The organism is Streptomyces achromogenes (assembly GCF_030816715.1).
Taxonomy (GTDB): Bacteria; Actinomycetota; Actinomycetes; order Streptomycetales; family Streptomycetaceae; genus Streptomyces; species Streptomyces achromogenes_A.
Window position 1 is genome coordinate 810,097 of record NZ_JAUSYH010000001.1, and the last position, 16,550, is coordinate 826,646.

General features: G+C 73.6%; 15 protein-coding genes and 1 pseudogene. 9 read left to right on the plus strand and 7 right to left on the minus strand.

What is annotated here, in order from left to right; all coding sequences use genetic code 11:
- The first annotated feature begins 34 nt into the window (after window positions 1–34).
- A complete protein-coding gene (locus tag QF032_RS03625; RefSeq protein WP_307039909.1) occupies window positions 35–700 on the plus strand; it encodes a hypothetical protein in 666 nt (221 codons plus the stop codon).
- Between the two features lie 31 nt (window positions 701–731).
- On the opposite strand, the gene QF032_RS03630 is transcribed toward QF032_RS03625, so the two are convergent.
- A complete protein-coding gene (locus QF032_RS03630) occupies window positions 732–1,571 on the minus strand; it encodes an SDR family oxidoreductase (RefSeq protein ID WP_307054861.1) in 840 nt (279 codons plus the stop codon).
- 220 nt (window positions 1,572–1,791) lie between these two features.
- Between QF032_RS03630 and QF032_RS03635 the strand changes: the two genes are divergently transcribed.
- Window positions 1,792–2,469: a TetR/AcrR family transcriptional regulator gene (locus QF032_RS03635; protein WP_307039913.1), complete on the plus strand. Its 678-nt coding sequence runs from the start codon at window positions 1,792–1,794 to the stop codon at window positions 2,467–2,469.
- 205 nt (window positions 2,470–2,674) lie between these two features.
- Window positions 2,675–3,193 (plus strand): hypothetical protein, encoded by a 519-nt coding sequence (locus tag QF032_RS03640; protein WP_307054864.1) that lies wholly within the window; start codon window positions 2,675–2,677, stop codon window positions 3,191–3,193.
- 253 nt (window positions 3,194–3,446) lie between these two features.
- Here QF032_RS03640 and QF032_RS03645 read toward each other — a convergent pair whose 3' ends face one another.
- Window positions 3,447–4,010, minus strand: a complete 564-nt coding sequence (locus tag QF032_RS03645) for a hemerythrin domain-containing protein (RefSeq protein ID WP_307039918.1) — start codon at window positions 4,008–4,010, stop codon at window positions 3,447–3,449.
- A gap of 340 nt (window positions 4,011–4,350) precedes the next feature.
- On the opposite strand from QF032_RS03645, the gene QF032_RS03650 reads away from it, so the two are divergent.
- From QF032_RS03650 to QF032_RS03665, 4 genes are all read left to right on the plus strand, one after another.
- Window positions 4,351–6,756 (plus strand): Orn/Lys/Arg decarboxylase N-terminal domain-containing protein, encoded by a 2,406-nt coding sequence (locus QF032_RS03650; RefSeq protein ID WP_307054866.1) that lies wholly within the window; start codon window positions 4,351–4,353, stop codon window positions 6,754–6,756.
- Between the two features lie 214 nt (window positions 6,757–6,970).
- Complete coding sequence (dhaK, locus tag QF032_RS03655; protein ID WP_307039922.1) at window positions 6,971–7,963, plus strand: dihydroxyacetone kinase subunit DhaK; 993 nt, start codon at window positions 6,971–6,973, stop codon at window positions 7,961–7,963.
- Window positions 7,964–8,009: 46 nt separating this feature from the next.
- Window positions 8,010–8,609, plus strand: coding sequence for a dihydroxyacetone kinase subunit DhaL (gene dhaL / locus QF032_RS03660; RefSeq protein WP_307054869.1), 600 nt, complete (start codon window positions 8,010–8,012; stop codon window positions 8,607–8,609).
- 7 nt (window positions 8,610–8,616) lie between these two features.
- A complete protein-coding gene (locus QF032_RS03665) occupies window positions 8,617–9,030 on the plus strand; it encodes a PTS fructose transporter subunit IIA (protein WP_307039927.1) in 414 nt (137 codons plus the stop codon).
- Window positions 9,031–9,366: 336 nt separating this feature from the next.
- On the opposite strand, the pseudogene QF032_RS03670 reads toward QF032_RS03665, so the two are convergent.
- Window positions 9,367–10,062: pseudogene (locus tag QF032_RS03670) on the minus strand (glycoside hydrolase family 75 protein); the annotation flags it as partial.
- Between the two features lie 411 nt (window positions 10,063–10,473).
- Between QF032_RS03670 and QF032_RS03675 the strand changes: the two are divergent.
- Together QF032_RS03675 and QF032_RS03680 are read left to right on the plus strand one after the other, a co-directional pair.
- A complete protein-coding gene (locus QF032_RS03675) occupies window positions 10,474–11,454 on the plus strand; it encodes a fibronectin type III domain-containing protein (protein WP_373430288.1) in 981 nt (326 codons plus the stop codon).
- A 177-nt stretch (window positions 11,455–11,631) separates the two neighbouring features.
- Window positions 11,632–12,171 (plus strand): hypothetical protein, encoded by a 540-nt coding sequence (locus QF032_RS03680; protein ID WP_307039929.1) that lies wholly within the window; start codon window positions 11,632–11,634, stop codon window positions 12,169–12,171.
- A 39-nt stretch (window positions 12,172–12,210) separates the two neighbouring features.
- On the opposite strand, the gene QF032_RS03685 is transcribed toward QF032_RS03680, so the two are convergent.
- From QF032_RS03685 to QF032_RS03700, 4 genes are all read right to left on the minus strand, one after another.
- Window positions 12,211–12,762 (minus strand): PadR family transcriptional regulator, encoded by a 552-nt coding sequence (locus QF032_RS03685; RefSeq protein WP_307054871.1) that lies wholly within the window; start codon window positions 12,760–12,762, stop codon window positions 12,211–12,213.
- A gap of 56 nt (window positions 12,763–12,818) precedes the next feature.
- Window positions 12,819–14,834, minus strand: a complete 2,016-nt coding sequence (locus QF032_RS03690) for an NADPH-dependent 2,4-dienoyl-CoA reductase (protein WP_307039933.1) — start codon at window positions 14,832–14,834, stop codon at window positions 12,819–12,821.
- Between the two features lie 144 nt (window positions 14,835–14,978).
- Entirely contained in the window at window positions 14,979–15,347 is a 369-nt protein-coding gene (locus tag QF032_RS03695) for a hypothetical protein (RefSeq protein WP_306954936.1), read from the minus strand.
- Window positions 15,348–15,470: 123 nt separating this feature from the next.
- On the minus strand, window positions 15,471–16,373 hold the full coding sequence (locus QF032_RS03700) for a hypothetical protein (protein WP_307039936.1): 903 nt from the start codon (window positions 16,371–16,373) through the stop codon (window positions 15,471–15,473).
- Between the last annotated feature and the right edge of the window lie 177 nt (window positions 16,374–16,550).

The following is a 16,550-nucleotide window of genomic DNA, read 5'->3' on the forward strand; positions in this document are numbered from 1 at the left end:
GCCCGTTGTCGGTGGCGTCGGGTTGGATGGGCCCATGACCGTCCACGACGTGGCCCGCCGCCTCCCCGACATCCCCGGCCTGCGCGACCTGTGCCGCTCCCTGGCGATGCTCGACGCCGTCCTGAGCCCGGACCGGGCGAGCCGCCGTCACTCCTTCGGCCCGTGGGCGGAGGGCGAGGAGACGGCGTCGATGCACAACGGGTCGGGGGACGAGTACGCCATCGTGTTCTCGGCCGCCGGCGCCTATGTACGCGGCTTCAGCCACGAATCGCCGATGAGCCCTTACGCCCGGGACGGCGAACCCTGGCCGGGTGTGATCGACGAGGTCCCCGAGGTCTTCACGCGCTTCGTCGAGGAGCCGGCGTTCACCGACGAGGACGGCGTTCCCGTCGTGACGGTCTGTCTGTGGCGCAAGACGACGGACGAGCGTTGGCGGCACGGCACGATCGACTTCCCCTCCGGCTCCGCCGACCCCGACGGTTCGGCGGATCTCTTCGGGCTCCTCGTGGACCGTTCGCCCGAGGCGTTCCAGCGTTTCGCCGAGGACTGCTACGAGGTTCCCGTGGACCTGGAGGCGGTGCGGGACGTCTACGCCCTGCGCCCCCTGAGCCAGGAACTGGTGTGGTCCCTCAACGCCGAGGTCTCCCTGGCGGATCTGGCGGAGGACGTCTCCGGGATCGGCTATCCGCGGCCGCACTGAGAAGTCCATGGCCTCACCGCTGTCCGCCGGATCAGGCGGTGGTGAAGTCGGCGGCGTGGTCGGCCGCCCAGACGGTGAAGGGGCGGGCGGGGTGGCCGGTGAGTTCCTCGACGGCGGAGGTGAGCGCGACGGGTTTGCCGTCGTTCGACTCCCACCAGTTCAGGAGGGCCTCGGCGTACACGTCCGGGATGTAGTCGGCCATCTCCCGCTTCCACTGCTCCCGGGTGACCCGCTCGGCCCTGACAGGACGGCCGATGACGGCGGCGAGCTGGTCGATCTGCTGGGTGAAGGTCAGCGACCGGGGGCCGCTGAGGGTGAAGCGGCCCCCGCGGTGTCGGGGGTCGACGAGGACGGCGTGGGCGGCTTCGGCGAGGTCCGCCTCGTGCACGGGGTCGGTGTGGGCGTCGGGGAAGGGCAGGCTGATCGGCCGGCCGGCCTTCATGGCCCAGGCCCAGGCCGAGGCGTTGGAGGCGAAGGAGCCCGGTCGCAGGATCGTGGTGGTGATCGGCGAGGCGAGCAGGGCGTTCTCGACGTCGAGGTGGGACCGGGCGAGCGGGTCGTTCTCGGCGTCGGGCCCGAGCACGCCGGCGGAGGACAGCAGGACGACGTGTTCGACCCCGGCCAGGTGGGCGTGGTGGACGAAGTCCGTGATGCGCTCGGAGCTGGCGTAGAGGAACACGGACGTGACGCCGGCCAACGCGGCCGGGAAACACGCCGGGTCGGTGAGGTCCAGCCGGACGGTGGGCACGCCCGCGGGGGGTGAGAGGTCCTCGGGGCGGGCGGAGCCGAGCCTTACGGGCAGGCCGGCGTCATGCAGCAGCGTGGTCAGACGGATGGCGACCGCGCCGCGGCCGCCGGTGATCAGAATCATGATGACGTGGGTCTTTCTGCTGGTCAGAGATGTGTGGCTCAGAGAGGTGCGGCGCGGAACGCCCGCGGCCTGCCGGAGGGGCCCTCGAATCATGTTCGTGACGAACACCGTTCGTGGCGCACTGCCTCACCGTAGTGAGCGAACGGCGTTCGTGTCAAACATCGTTCGTACCAAACGGCGTTCGTGCCAAACGGCGTTCGCCCGGCACTACGCTCTCCCCATGAGCTCGCAGCCGATCAGCCGCCGCGCGCGGCCCGCCAAGGCCCCCCTCAGCCGCGACGCCGTCGTGCGGACCGGCCTGCGGATCCTCGATCGCGACGGACTGGACGCGCTGACCATGCGTCGCGTCGCCAAGGAGCTGGACACCGGCCCGGCCTCGCTCTACGTCTACGTGGCCAACCGCGACGACCTCATGGCCGCCATGCTCGACGCGGCCCTCGCCCAGGTCCCCCTCCCCTCGGATGCCGCCTCCGAGGGGTCCTGGCAGGAACGACTCCGGACCCTGGCCGCCGACGCGATCGAGGCCATGAGCCGTCACGAGGGCCTGGCCGCCGTCGCCCTCGGGGCCATCCCCACCGGTGACCACGCCCTGCTCGTCCTGGACCGCATGCTCGCGCTGCTCAAACAGGGCGGCCTCGACGACGTCACCGCCGCCTGGGCCGTCGACCTGCTCTATCTGCACATCGCCGCGGCCGCCGCCGAGCAGAGCGTCCACAACGCCCAGGCGACGGGTGAGGAGAGCGTCGTCGCCGCGGCCCACCGCCGTTTCACCTCGCTGCCCGCAGACCGCTATCCGATGGTCACCTCACTGCGCGAGGCGCTGCTCTCGCCCGGCGACCGCGACGCCTGGGGCCTGAACGTCCTCATCAACGGCCTCCTCCACACCCCCGCCGGCTGACACCGGGCCGCCCCGCACAGCGCCCGGAAGGCCAGGCCGACGGGATTCCCGGGGGTGGGGGGACCGCCGGTCGCCCCCGCGGCGGTCCTTGTGTGGCCGAGACCACCTCCCCCGCGAGGTCCGCTCCATGTCGTCCCACGGGAGCCGCAGGCTACGGTTTCCACAGCTCCCCCGCTCCCCCGCCGCAGACCCCGGACGGCCGCCCGTGCTCGCAGACCTCTCCCCGCTCATCGCCGCGACCGCCGAATGGCTGACCCGGGCGTACCCGGCGTGCGGCGGCGCGTTCGCCTGCGCCCTGTGCGAGGCGCAGGCCCGCCAGGCAGCGACCGTCGCGGCCTGGCTGCGGTATCCCACGGCGACGGACGCCGCGCTGGTCGGCATGGCGGGTCCGGGCGGCTCGGCACGCCTCGACCGGATCAGCGGCGCGGACGCGGCCGACGCGGCCGACGAGGCCTGGCGTAGCTGGGTGGACGAGATCGTGGCGAGCTGGGCGGCCGCTCTGCTCGCCGATCCTGCGCTCGCGGCGGACGCGGTGGCCGCTCTCGCCGGGGGCGACCACACGCGGGGGACGACGCCCGACTTCCGACGGCTGCTCGCCCCGGACGAGCCCGACCGGCGGGCGGCGGCGCTGCTGCGCCACCCGGACCTCCTCGCGCCGGTGGCCCGGCTCCACAGCGCCGAACTCCTCGACCGGCTCGGACGGGGCCGGGCTCTCGTCGCCTGACGCCGTCCGAGAGGAACGCCGGACCGCCGCGGTCCGGCCTGCCGCTCGGTCCGGACCCCTCGATCCGCCCGACGGGCAGGCGGACTTCGACCCGTCCAGTTGGTCGGCCGGTCCTGCCCGTGGGTCGAACCGGGCGGTCCTGCCCGTGGGTCGAACCGGGCGGTCCGGCCCGTCGTTCAGCTCGATCAGCCCGGCCCATCAGCCAACCAACCGGTCCGGCCCGTCGTTCGGTCTGGTCAGCCCGGCCCGTCGATCAATCCGGCTTGCCGCGGCCCGTCAGGGCGTCCCGCAGCCGGTCGACCAGTCCGGCGCCCGGGTTCAGCATCTTGTTCGCCGGAGGCTTGTCCGGGGCGGCGGGGTGCGGACGCGTCGGGGCGGTCTTCTTCGCCCTGCGGACCTTGTCGCCCAGCTCGTCGAGGGCCGCTGCCGGGCATGCCGCACGCAGCCGGGGGAACAGGTTCTGCTCCTCGTCGGCCACATGGGCGCGGATCTCGCTCATCAGCATGCCGATCAGCCGGTCGAACTCGGGATCGTCCGGCCGTCGGCCCTCCAGGTCCTTCATCAGCCGTTCGGCCTGCGCGTGGTCCTGGAGTTCCTTGTCGGCGAGCGCGTCCCCGCCGGGGACGTGCTCGCGCACGGCCGGGTAGAGGTACATCTCCTCGGCCACCGAATGCCGGACCAGCTCCATCGTGGCCTGGTCCGCGTAGAGCCTGCGGTCCTTCGCGCCGGCCGGCAGCGCCTCGATCCGGCCGAAGAACTCCTCGACCTCGCGGTGATCGGTCACCAACTCGTCGATGACGTTCCCACCATGGCCCATGTCCTCCACCTCCTGTCCGAACGTGACGGCCCCGGAAGGGGCCCGCCACGGCCCGAGTGCCCCAGGCCGACGTGCCGACACGGGCCGTTCAGCGAGGGCCGCCGGCGGCCTGGTTCCAGGGAGCGGCCGGGGAGCCGTCGCGGTGAGCGGCGGCCGGACGCGTTCAGCCGGCACGTGGGCCGGCGGGGCCCGGTCGTACGGGCGGGCCGGCCCTCGCGGTCAGCCGTGGTGAACGGTGTTTCCGTCCTGCGGGTGGTTTGCCGACGCGCGGCCGCGCCCGCTGCCGGGACCGCCCGGAGACTTGGCGGGCGCGGCACGCTGCCGCCGGAAGGAGGGCCGCATGGCGGACAGCAAGGTTCTCGTGGCGGTTCGGGAGCACCCACGCGACGAGGGCGCCGGCGCCGAGCAGCTGGTGCGCATCCGCGACGCGATCGAGGCACGGGGGTTCGAGGTCCGCTGGGCGGTCGACGCCGCCGACGCGGAGGCGGTCCTGCGGACGGAGGCGGGGCTGACCGCGGCGCTGGTCGCCTGGGAGCTTCCGGGACGGACGGCCGCCGCCGAGGGCGGGCCCGGCGGCGCCGGGGTGCTGCGCGCGATCGGCCGACGGTTCCGGGACCTGCCGGTCTTCCTCGTCATGAGCGACGACGGCGTACGGGACCTGCCGCTGTGGGTGTCCGAGTCGGTCGTGGGCTATGTGTGGCCGCTGGAGGACACCCCCGGCTTCATCGCGGGCCGGATCACCACCGCGGCGGCCGCCTACCGGGAAGCCGTCCTGCCGCCGTTCTTCCGCGCGCTGCGCCGCTTCGACGACGCGCACGAGTACTCCTGGCACACGCCGGCCCACTCCGGCGGCGTCGCTCTGCTGAAGTCGCCCGCCGGGCGGGCCTTCCACGACTACTTCGGGGAACGGCTGCTGCGCAGCGACCTGTCGATCTCGGTCGGCGAACTCGGCTCGCTGTTCGAGCACACCGGTCCGATCGGCGAGGCGGAGCGCAACGCCGCCCGCGTCTTCGGCTCCCATCTCACCTACTTCGTGCTGCACGGGGACAGCACCTGCAACCGGGTGGTCGGCCACTTCAGCGTCACCCGTGACGAGATCGCGCTGGTGGACCGCAACTGCCACAAGTCGGTGCTGCACGGCCTGGTCGTCTCCGGCGCACGCCCCGTCTACCTCGTCCCCACCCGCAACGGCTACGGGCTGGCGGGGCCGCTGCCGCCTGCGGAACTCGCGGCGGACTCCGTCGCGGCCCGTATCGCGGCGAACCCCCTGACCGGCGAGGCCCTGTCGCCGGACGCCCGGTACGCCGTCTTCACCAACTCCACTTACGACGGCCTGTGTTACGACGCCTCGGCGGCGGCCCGGGCGCTCGCCGCGAGCACGCCCCGGCTGCACTTCGACGAGGCGTGGTTCGCCTACGCCCGGTTCCATCCGCTCTACGCGGGCCGGTACGGCATGTCGGTGGACGAGGAGGCCTTCCCCGGCCCGGACCGGCCGACGGTCTTCTCGACGCAGTCCACGCACAAACTGCTGGCGGCACTCTCGCAGAGCGCCATGGTGCACGTGCGGTCCGCTCCCCGGGCACCCGTCGAACACGACCGGTTCAACGAGGCGTTGATGATGCACGGCACCACCTCCCCCCTCTACCCGATGATCGCTTCCCTGGACGTGGCGACCGCGATGATGGACGGACCGCAGGGCCGCTGGCTGGTCGACGAGGCGGTGACCGAGGCGGTCCGGTTCCGTCAGGAGATGGTCCGCGTCCGGCGCCGCATCGAGGAGGCGGGCGACCGGCCGCCGTGGTTCTTCGGGGTGTGGCAGCCCGAGACGGTCACCGACCCGGCCACCGGCGTCCGTCTGCCGTTCGAGGAGGCGTCGCCCGACCTGCTGCGCCGCGAGCCGTCGTGCTGGCAGCTGGAACCCGGCGCCGACTGGCACGGGTTCCCCGGGCTGACGGACGGCTACTGCATGCTCGACCCGATCAAGGTCACCCTGACCTGCCCCGGCGTCGACGCGACCGGTGCGACGGCCGACCCGGGCATCCCGGCGCGGGTGCTCACCGCGTACCTCGCCGCACGGAACATCGTCGTGGAGAAGACCGACAGCTACACCACGCTGGTGCTGTTCTCCCTGGGCATCACGAAGGGCAAGTGGGGCACGCTCCTCGACGCCCTGATGGACTTCAAGGCCCTCTACAACCAGGACGCCCTCCTCGACCGGGTGCTGCCCGCGCTGGTCGCCGAGCACCCCCGGCGGTACGCCGGCCTGACCCTGCGCGAGCTCTGCCAGGAGATGCACGACCACCTGCGCACGGCCCGTCTCGTCGACCTGCTGGACACGGCGTTCCAGGAGCTGCCGGAGCCGGTCGCGCCGCCGCAGCTGTGCTACCAGCGGCTGGTCCGCGGCGGCACCCACCGCGTCAGGCTGGCCGACGCGGCCGACAAGGTGGCCGCCGCCATGGTCACCGTCACCCCGCCGGGCATCCCCGTTCTCATGCCCGGCGAGAGCACCGGCGGTCCCGACGGCCCGCTGTTGCGCTATCTCGGCGCACTGGAGTCCTTCGACCGCCGATTCCCCGGCTTCCGCAGCGAGACGCACGGCGTGACCCTCGACCCCGACACCGGCGACTACCTCATCGAGTGCCTGCGCCCGGCGGCCGACGACGCGACGGCCCCGGCCGCACCCGGGCGACAGGCCGCGGCGCCCGCCCAGCGCGGTCCGGCCGAGGAGGACCGGCTGCTCTCCTGACGGCGGGCGCCAGGCGGGCGTCCCCGGCGGTTCGTCCCAGGCGGTTCGTCCCAGGCGGTTCCCTCGTCCGCACGTCGACCCGAACCGGCGACGTCGGCACGGGGCACGAAAAACGCCGCCGGGCCGCCGCTGTTCGTCATGACATCGGCCCTACGCGGGTCCGACCGGCAGAATGGAAGAAGGGACTCACCTGCTAGCCCACCTGGAGGTATCCATGCGGATGCTGATCAACGTTGCGGAGACCGTGGTCGCGGACGCGCTGCGCGGCATGGCGGCCGCTCATCCCGAGCTGACGGTCGACGTCGAGAACCGGGTGATCGTGCGGCGGGACGCGCCGGTGGCCGGGAAGGTCGCGCTGGTGTCGGGCGGTGGGTCCGGGCACGAGCCGCTGCACGGCGGGTTCGTCGGACCCGGGATGCTCTCGGCGGCCTGCCCGGGCGAGGTGTTCACCTCGCCGGTTCCCGACCAGATGCTGCGCGCGGCGGCGGCCGTGGACAGCGGAGCGGGCGTGCTGTTCATCGTGAAGAACTACACCGGCGACGTGCTGAACTTCGACATGGCCGCCGAGCTCGCCGAGGACGAGGGCATCCAGATCGCGAAGGTGCTGATCGACGACGACGTGGCGGTGACCGACAGCCTGTACACGGCCGGGCGGCGCGGCACCGGCGCGACGCTCTTCGTGGAGAAGATCGCGGGCGCCGCCGCCGAGGAGGGCCGGCCGCTGGAGCAGGTCGAGGCACTCGCCCGGCGGGTCAACGAGAACTCACGCAGTTTCGGCGTGGCGCTCAGCGCCTGCACGACGCCGGCCAAGGGCAGCCCGACCTTCGAGCTGCCGCCCGGCGAGCTGGAGCTGGGTGTCGGCATCCACGGCGAGCCGGGCCGGGAGCGGCGGGCGATGATGACGTCCGGTGAGATCGCCGAGTTCGCCGTCCACGCGATCCTGGACGACTTCACACCCCGTAACCCCGTCCTGGTGCTGGTCAACGGCATGGGCGCGACGCCGCTGCTGGAGCTGTACGGCTTCAACGCCGAGGTGCAGCGCGTGCTGACCCAGCGCGGGGTGCCGGTCGCCCGCACACTCGTCGGCAACTACGTGACGTCCCTCGACATGGCCGGCGCCTCGGTCACCCTGTGCCAGGTCGACGAGGAGCTGCTGCGGCTGTGGGACGCGCCGGTCAGGACCCCGGGGCTGCGCTGGGGCGTGTGAGGCGCAGACAGCAGTCCGGCAGACACCGACCACGCAAGGAGACCCAGTGCTCGACGCCGACTTCTTCCGCCGTTGGATGACGGCGACCGCCGCGTCCGTCGACCGTGAGGCGGACCGGCTCACCGCCCTCGACTCGCCGATCGGGGACGCCGACCACGGCAGCAACCTGCGGCGCGGCTTCACCGCCGTGACCGCGGCGCTGGGGAAGGAGGCGCCCGGGACGCCGGGCGCCGTCCTGGTCCTGGCGGGACGCCAGCTGATCTCGACGGTCGGCGGCGCCTCCGGGCCCCTGTACGGCACCCTGCTGCGCCGTACCGGCAAGGCTCTCGGGGACGCCGCCGAGGTCGACGAGCAGCGGTTCGCCGAGGCGCTGCGCGCGGGCGTCGACGCCGTGATGCAGCTCGGCGGCGCGGCACCCGGCGACAAGACCATGATCGACGCGCTGGTCCCGGCCGTCGACGCCCTCGCCGAGGGCTTCGCAGCCGCCCGGGCGGCCGCCGGGCAGGGGGCCGAGGCGACGACGCCGCTGCAGGCGCGCAAGGGCCGGGCCAGTTATCTGGGCGAGCGCAGCATCGGCCACCAGGATCCGGGTGCGACCTCGGCGGCGCTGCTCGTCGCCGCCCTCTGCACGGCCGACGGGGAGTGAGGCGACGATGAGCGACGACGACAGGACGGTGGGCGTCGTGCTGGTCTCGCACAGCGCGGAGGTGGCCGCGGCCGTGGCCGAGCTGGCGCGAGGGCTCACGGGCGGCGGCGCGGCCGTCCCGGTCGCCGCCGCGGGCGGCACGGAGGGCGGGGGGCTGGGCACCAGCGCCGAGCTGATCTCCGCCGCCGCGGCATCGGTCGACCGGGGCGCCGGGGTCGCCGTCCTCGCCGATCTGGGCAGCGCCGTCCTCACGGTCAAGGCGCTGCTCGCCGAGGGCGACGAACTGCCGGACGCGGCACGCCTGGTGGACGCCCCGTTCGTCGAGGGCGCGGTGGCCGCGGTCGTCACGGCGGCCGCGGGCGGCGACATCGACGCGGTGGAGGCGGCGGCCGCGGACGCGTACACGTACCGGAAGGTGTGACACGGGCGGCTCGAGAAGGGGGCGGGCTGTGTCAGCGGCCCGCCCTCGGCCGCTCACTCGCCTTTCTCGCCCTGCTCGCCCTGCTCGCCTGTTTCTCTATTTCTCGCCCTTCTCCTCTCCCTTGCGGGTACCGCCCGTCGCGGCTTCACGGCCCCGCCGCGGTCCCGAGGCGTTCCGCTCCGGTGGCGTCCGGGAGTCGCCGGTGACGTCCGGGCCCCCGACACCGTCGGACGGGCCCCAGTCGTCCTCACCGCCCGACGGCCGGACGGCCGTCGTGTCGTCCGCGCCGTCCCACTCCGGGGGCAGCGGCGATCCGCCCGGGCCCGCGTCCGCCGGCTGGACGAACTGCCGGGCGAGCCGTTCCCCGACCGCCACGGCCGACGCGTGGCTCTCGATGGGGGTCGCCCTGGAGTTCTTGAACACGATGTACGTGACGCCGGACGGCGCGCCGCCGCCGCGCGGGTCCGGGCGGATGCCGAGCGCCTCCGCGGCGGCGTACGAGGCCTCGCCGATGATCTCGCGCGGTCCGGTGTCGCCGACCACCGCGTACGCCACGCGGTCCCGGTAGACGACGGCGGCGACGGATCCGCCGCGCACCCCGTGGTCACGGTGGTCCCACACGTCGCTCGCGCTGGGCACCACGATGTAGGGCAGGGACTCGGCGCTGAGATAGCGGCCGTCTGACTGCTGGAAGGCCGTGGCGCCGGAGAACAGCGGGTCGGTGCCGCTGTTGCAGCGCGGGCCCGGCCGGCCGTCGCAGTCGATGTCCATGTCGGCCGTCCAGAAGACCGCCTCGTCGGTGCCGCAGACCGGGATCGTGGCGGGCGCGCCGTCGTCCGTGCGGTAGCGGCCCCGGGAGACGGGAGCGCAGTCGCGGACCCGGGACAGCAGGTCGGCGGCGCGGACGGAGCCCTCCTGGCGTGACGCCGGGGCCCCGGGGGCGCCCGCGGACGGCCGCACGGCGGCGGGCGGGGTGGTCGGGGCCAGCAGGGCGAGGCCTGCCACGGCCAGTGTCAGCGACGGGACGCGCACGGTTCGGGACCCTCTCGTAGGCGTGGACGGACGCACTTTGACGGGCACTCGGAACAATCTGGTGTCGGCCGGAGCTCACGGCCACTCCGAGAGGGCCGTACGAGGACCGCTGCTGACGGACCGGCAGCGCGACAGGGCCCGGGGGCCGGGGGCGCCGCTGTGCGGTTCCGGGCCCCCGAGCCACCGTGCCTGGCGCGGGGACAGCGACGACAGCGGTCCGCGCCGTCGGCGTGAACTCGTCCGGCTGGAGGGAGAGTTCGGCCGGGACGGACCTCAGCATACGTACCTACCGCGGGCGGCGGTTCGGGGCTGCGGCGGAGGGCCGCCCGCCGCAGCCCTCTTGATGTGCTCGCACCGTCGCGCCATATTGGTCCGGACCATTGCCGCCGTGCCGGGCCGGGAGGCGACGCCGTGCGACGTGTTGTGCTGAGGGTGACGGGCTGCGCGCTGGTGTCGGCCCTGTCGGGTGGCTGCGCCGTCGGCGCGGCCGGCGACGACGGCCGGGCGCCCGGCGCCCCGACCGGTGTCACCGCGGCGGCCGGCAGCTCGACGAGCGTCCACGTCATGTGGAACGCGGTCGCGGCGGATCCCGGGATCAGCGTGTACGAGGTGTACCTGGGCGCGGAGAAGGCCGGGGAGGTGCCCGGCGCCGCGCACATGCTGGACGTCGTCCGGCTCGCTCCGTCCACCGCGTACGTCTTCACCGTGCGGGCCCGCGACACGGAGGGCCGGCTCGGACCGCCCAGCCGGGAGGTGCGGGCCGTCACCGCGGCGGCCGGGGCGGCGGACCGCTCGGCGCCGACCGCGCCGGGCGGGGTGAGCGGCCGGGCCGCCGGGAGCCGGGCCGTCCGACTGTCCTGGTCGGCCTCCGCCGACGACCGGAAGGTGGTCTCGTACGAGGTCTACCGGGGCGACGCGAAGATCCACAGTGTCGGCGCGGCACAGACGGCGACAGTCGTCACGGGGCTGCGGCCGGGCACGAGTTACGCGTTCACGGTCCGGGCCCGGGACGCGGCAGACAACCTCTCGCCCGCCGGACCGGTGGTGCGGATCACCACGGCGGAAGGGGCCGACGCGGGGGCGGACACGGCGCCCGCGGACTTCCGGGCGACCGGTCACCGGGGCGCCGACGGCGGCTACTACATCGACCTTTCCTGGACGCCGCCCCGCGTGGACGGCGTGGTCGCGGAGTACCGGATCCAGCTCGACGGGCAGCCCGCCACCTCGCTGGTGTGGGGCGGGACCCCGCCGCGGGGCACGGCGGCCCACAGCTTCTACGCGGGCGGGAAGGCCGGGGTCGCGCACCGGGTGCGGGTGCGGGCCCGGCTGCCGGACGGCGGCTGGGGCGCGTTCTCGGCGGAGCGGACGGTGACGACCGGCCCCGAGGCGTGAGACGCACGATGGCCCTGCCGTCACTGGGCCGTCCGAAGGAGTCCCTCACCTGCTCGGCGGCGATCCGCGTGCGGGGCGGCTCCGGGGGGCGTTGGCTGCCTCTGAGGCAGCACGGACGAACCCGATCGGCGGCGCAAGGGATGTACCGCCAACCGTGCCGCCGCCGGAGGACATCCCATGCGTATTTCCCGTCTGTTCGTCAGCTCAGGACTGGCTGTGGCGGCCGCCGCCGCGCTGCCCCTCGCCCTGGCCGCCGGGCCCGCCGCCGCCCGGGCGTCGGGGATCTCGGTCAGCACCACCGGCTCCACCGTGTCGGTGGTGACCAGTGCCTGCACCCAGATCAACGGCAGCTGGGGCACCGCGGCACTGCTCACCAGCAGCCAGGGGAGCTTCGCCCAGGGGCGCCAGGTGGCCCTGTCCGGGACGGCCGCGAGCCAGTCGGCCGCCTGGTCGGCGGTCTCCCCGGGCACGTACACCGTCGTGGTCATGTGCTCGGGCGGCAGCACCGCGGGCACCCAGTCCGTGATCGTCTCGACGCCGTCCACCCCGGCGCCCACCCCGACGACCTCGCCCTCGCGCGGCGTCATGGGCGGCCTCGGCGGTGCGGCCCGTGACTACGGCGCCATCACCATGGCGGTGGGCGGGGCGCTGGTGGGGGCCGGCGTCATCGCGGTGGCCTGGTTCCTGCGCCGGCGCTCCAAGCCCTACCGGCTGTAGCCCCAGGCCTTCGGCCAGGGCGTGTTCGCCCTGGAGACCTCAGCCGGGTTCGCCGTCCACGACGGGCAGTTCCGCCAGAGCCTCGGTGAGCCACTGGGTCCAGAAGGTCTCCAGCTCGATGCCGGCGCGCAGGACCAGGTGCTGCAGCCTGGCCTGCGCGCTGTCGGCGCCGGCCGGGAAGTCGCGCTGCTCGATCTCCCTGTACTCGGCCAACTGCCGCCGGTGCAGTTGGAGATGACGGCGCAGGTCGGCGTCGAGGCCGGCGGTGCCGACGACGGCCGCTGCCCGCAGCCGCAGCAGCAGGGCGTCGCGGTGCGGCTTCGGGTCCTGCGCGGCGGCCGTCCACCGGGCGAGTTCGGCACGGCCGGCGGGCAGGACCTCGTAGGCCTTCTTCTGCCCGCGGGCCGGCTGCTCAGCGGGCAGGGCCCGGATGTGCCCCTCGGCCTCCAGCCGTCCCAGCTCGCGATAGATCTGCTGGTGCGTCGCCGACCAGAAGTAGCCGATCGACCTGTCGAACCGGCGGGTCAGATCCAGCCCCGAGGAGGAGGGCCGCTCGAGGAGGGCGGTGAGGATCGCGTGCGGGAGTGACATGCGGTCATCCTAGGGACGGTCCCGCCAGGCCTCGGCCCGTCCCGGGCCGCCTCGGCCTACAGCGCCGCCGCCAGCTCGGTGCCCTGCTGGACGGCGCGCTTGGCGTCCAGTTCGGCGGCCACGTCCGCGCCGCCGATGAGGTGCACGCTGCGGCCGGCGGCGACCAGCGCGTCGTAGAGGTCGCGGCGCGGATCCTGGCCGGTGCACAGCACGACGGTGTCGACCTCCAGGACGGTGCTCTGCTCGCCGACCGTGACGTGCAGCCCCGCGTCGTCGATCCGGTCGTAGCGCACTCCCGGGACCATGGTGACGCCCCGGTGCTTGAGCTCGGTGCGGTGGATCCAGCCGGTGGTCTTGCCGAGGCCCGCGCCGACCTTGCTGGTCTTGCGCTGGAGGAGGTGGACGGTGCGCGGCGGGGCGGGGCGCTCGGGGGCGGCGAGACCGCCGGGGCCCCGGTAGTCCATGTCCACACCCCACTGCCGGAAGTAGGCCGCGGGGTCCTCGCTCGTCTTGTCGCCGCCGTCGGTGAGGAACTCGGCGACGTCGAAGCCGATGCCGCCCGCCCCGAGGATCGCGACGCGGTCGCCGACGGGCGCGCCGTCGCGCAGCACGTCGAGGTAGCCGACGACGCTCGGGTGGTCGATGCCGGGGATGTCGGGGGTGCGGGGGCTGACGCCGGTGGCGACGACGACCTCGTCGTAGCCGGCCAGGTCCTCGGCGGCGACGAACGTGTCCAGTCGTACGTCGACGCCGTGGGCGTCGAGCTGGTGGCGGAAGTAGCGCAGCGTCTCGTCGAACTCCTGCTTGCCGGGGACCCTGCGGGCCACGTTCAGCTGGCCGCCGATCTCGCTCGCGGCGTCGAAGAGGGTGACGGCGTGGCCGCGTTCGGCGGCGCTCACCGCGCACGCCAGGCCGGCCGGGCCCGCGCCCACCACGGCGACCCGCTTGCGCAGCCGGGTCGGGGCGAGGACCAGCTCGGTCTCGTGGCAGGCGCGCGGGTTGACCAGGCAGGAGGTGATCTTCCCGCTGAAGGTGTGGTCGAGGCAGGCCTGGTTGCAGCCGATGCAGGTGTTGATCGCCTCGGGCGTGCCCGCCGCGGCCTTGTTGACGAAGTCGGGGTCGGCGAGCATCGGGCGGGCCATCGACACCATGTCCGCGCAACCGTCGGCGAGCAACTGCTCTGCCACGTCGGGGGTGTTGATGCGGTTGGTGGTGACGAGGGGCACGGAGACCGCGCCCATCAGCTTCTTCGTCACCCAGGTGTAGGCGCCGCGGGGCACCGAGGTGGCGATGGTGGGGATACGGGCCTCGTGCCAGCCGATGCCGGTGTTGATGATGGTCGCGCCGGCGGCCTCGACCGCCTTCGCGAGGGTGACGACCTCGTCGAGGGACGATCCACCGGGCACCAGGTCCAGCATGGACAGCCGGTAGACGACGATGAAGTCCTCGCCGACCGCCTCGCGCACCCGTCGGACGATCTCGACCGGGAACCGCATCCGGTTCTCGTAGCTCCCGCCCCAGCGGTCGGTGCGGTGGTTGGTCTGCGCCGCGATGAACTCGTTGATGAGGTAGCCCTCGGAGCCCATGATCTCGACGCCGTCGTAGCCGGCCCGCCGGGCCAGCCGGGCGGTGCGGGCGTAGTCGTCGATGGTCCGCTCGATCTCGGCGTCGGTCAGCTCGCGGGGTGTGAACGGGCTGATGGGGGCCTGGAGCGGGCTGGGCGCGACCAGGTCCCGGTGGTAGGCGTACCGGCCGAAGTGCAGGATCTGCATCGCGATCCGGCCGCCCTCGCGGTGCACGGCGTCGGTGATGAGCCGGTGCTGGTCGGCCTCCGTGTCGGTGGTGAGTTTGGCGCCGCCCTCGCCCGGCCGCCCTTCGTCGTTGGGGGCGATGCCGCCGGTGACGATGAGGCCGACTCCCCCGCGGGCCCGGGCGGCGTAGAACGCGGCCATGCGCGCGAAGCCGTTCTCGGCCTCCTCCAGGCCCACGTGCATCGAGCCCATCAGGACGCGGTTGGGCAGCGTGGTGAAGCCCAGGTCGAGGGGGCTCAGCAGGTGGGGGTATCGGCTCATGACAGGCCTCCGTGCGCGGCGGTTGGTCCCTCAGTTCTAGAGGACCGCGCACGGGTTATGCAACTAGTTGCACAATCAGGCCCGGGTGATGTGCCGCAGGTCACCGGCGACGCGGTCGCGGCGGGCCTGCGGCGGACCGCCGCCTCAGCGGCTCTCGAGCAGGACGTGCAGCTCGCGCTCCTGGTCCCCGGAGGCCGAGGAGAGGTCGCGCACCGCGAACACCGAGTCCAGCGTGGAACGCAGCCGTTCGATCGCCCAGTAGCTGCCCTGCGCGTCGGCCTCGACCGAGGACGAGAGCCGGGCCGGCTCGGCGCAGTCGCGCGCCTCGGTCACCTCGAAGGTGCCGAGCCACACCATCGGCCGGCTCTCGTGGAGCTGCTGCGGATCCTCGCCGCTGCCGCGGTCCGACTCGAAGCAGGCGTTCAGCGTGTCGAACACGATCCGGGCGTCCTCCTTGGTGCATCCGCTGATCTCGACGGAGACGGATTCCTCGTGCGATCGCTCGCGATCCATCGTGATCGCTCCTCTCGTGGCGGTGGCGCGGCTGTGCGGGTTCCCCGCGAACCGCGCCACATCCCCAGAAAAGCATTACTTTCCGAGCGGGACCAGCGACGGTGGAGGCCGCCGGCCCCGCGCTCAGCCGCGGGTGAAGCGATAGGTCTTGCTGTCGGTGAGCACGCAGAAGCCCGGCGAGACCACGATCACCCGCAGGGTGCCGGTCCTGCGGTCGTAGTCGATCCCCTCGGCCTCGAAGGACCCGGAGCACGAGCTGCGCAGCGGCAGTTGGCGCAGGGCTGTCACGTGACCGGTGACGTCCGAGGAGCCGTTGGGAGCGGCGGACAGATCGATCTGCAGGAGGGGCTTGGTGATGCCGAACAGCGTGCCCGCGGGGTCGTCGGAGGCGCACAGCAGGGTGGTCGGGCCGGTGAAGTCGCACCCCTGGACGTCCCGCACGGCGTGGTCGAGACGGACGGTGGACGCCTGCGGCAGGTTGGCGGAGGGCGAGGTGGCGGCGTTGGCGCCGGGGGTCGGGAAGACGAGGAAGCGGGTCATGGTGCCCCACTCGCCCGACAGCATCCACTGACTGTCCGGGGTGATCGCCACCCAGGAGTTGTTCAGCGCCTCGCCCGGGCCGAGCGTGTGGACGTACTCCGACCACGCGCCGCCCGGCGCCTGCACGCGGTACATCTTCGAGCCGGACGAATCGCTCTGGTACGGCTCGATGTAGTAGCCGCCGTAGGAGGCGTCGGGGTCGCCGACGTGGTTCCAGCCCCGCACGGACAGGCCGATGGGGATGGTGCCGATGCCGGTGTAGCGGTTGGCGCTGTTCGCCGGCACCTCGACGGAGGCCAGCCCCTGGCTCTCGGTCAGCGGATCGGCGCGGTCGGAGCCGACCTCGGTCCAGGTGTCGGCGGCCGCGGCGGGCGGGGCCGCCGAGAGGGCGGCGACCGCCGCTACGGCCAGCGCGAGAGCGGCGGCGCGGGCGGTGCGGGCGGCGCCGGCCAGGGGGGTGCGGCGGCGGGCAGGGCGCAGGGGCATGGGTCTCCTCGTCGAGGGGGGTGGGCGCGCTCGGCGGACAGTCTGGCCCGGCCCTGATGGGCATGTACAGACCAAAGTCATGGCCAGGTCCGGGCCCTGAGGAGAACAGCGCGCGAAGCCGTACTGGAGGAGCATGGAGAAGGACCGCCGAAGGCGTGGGAGAAAGAGGTTGGGCAC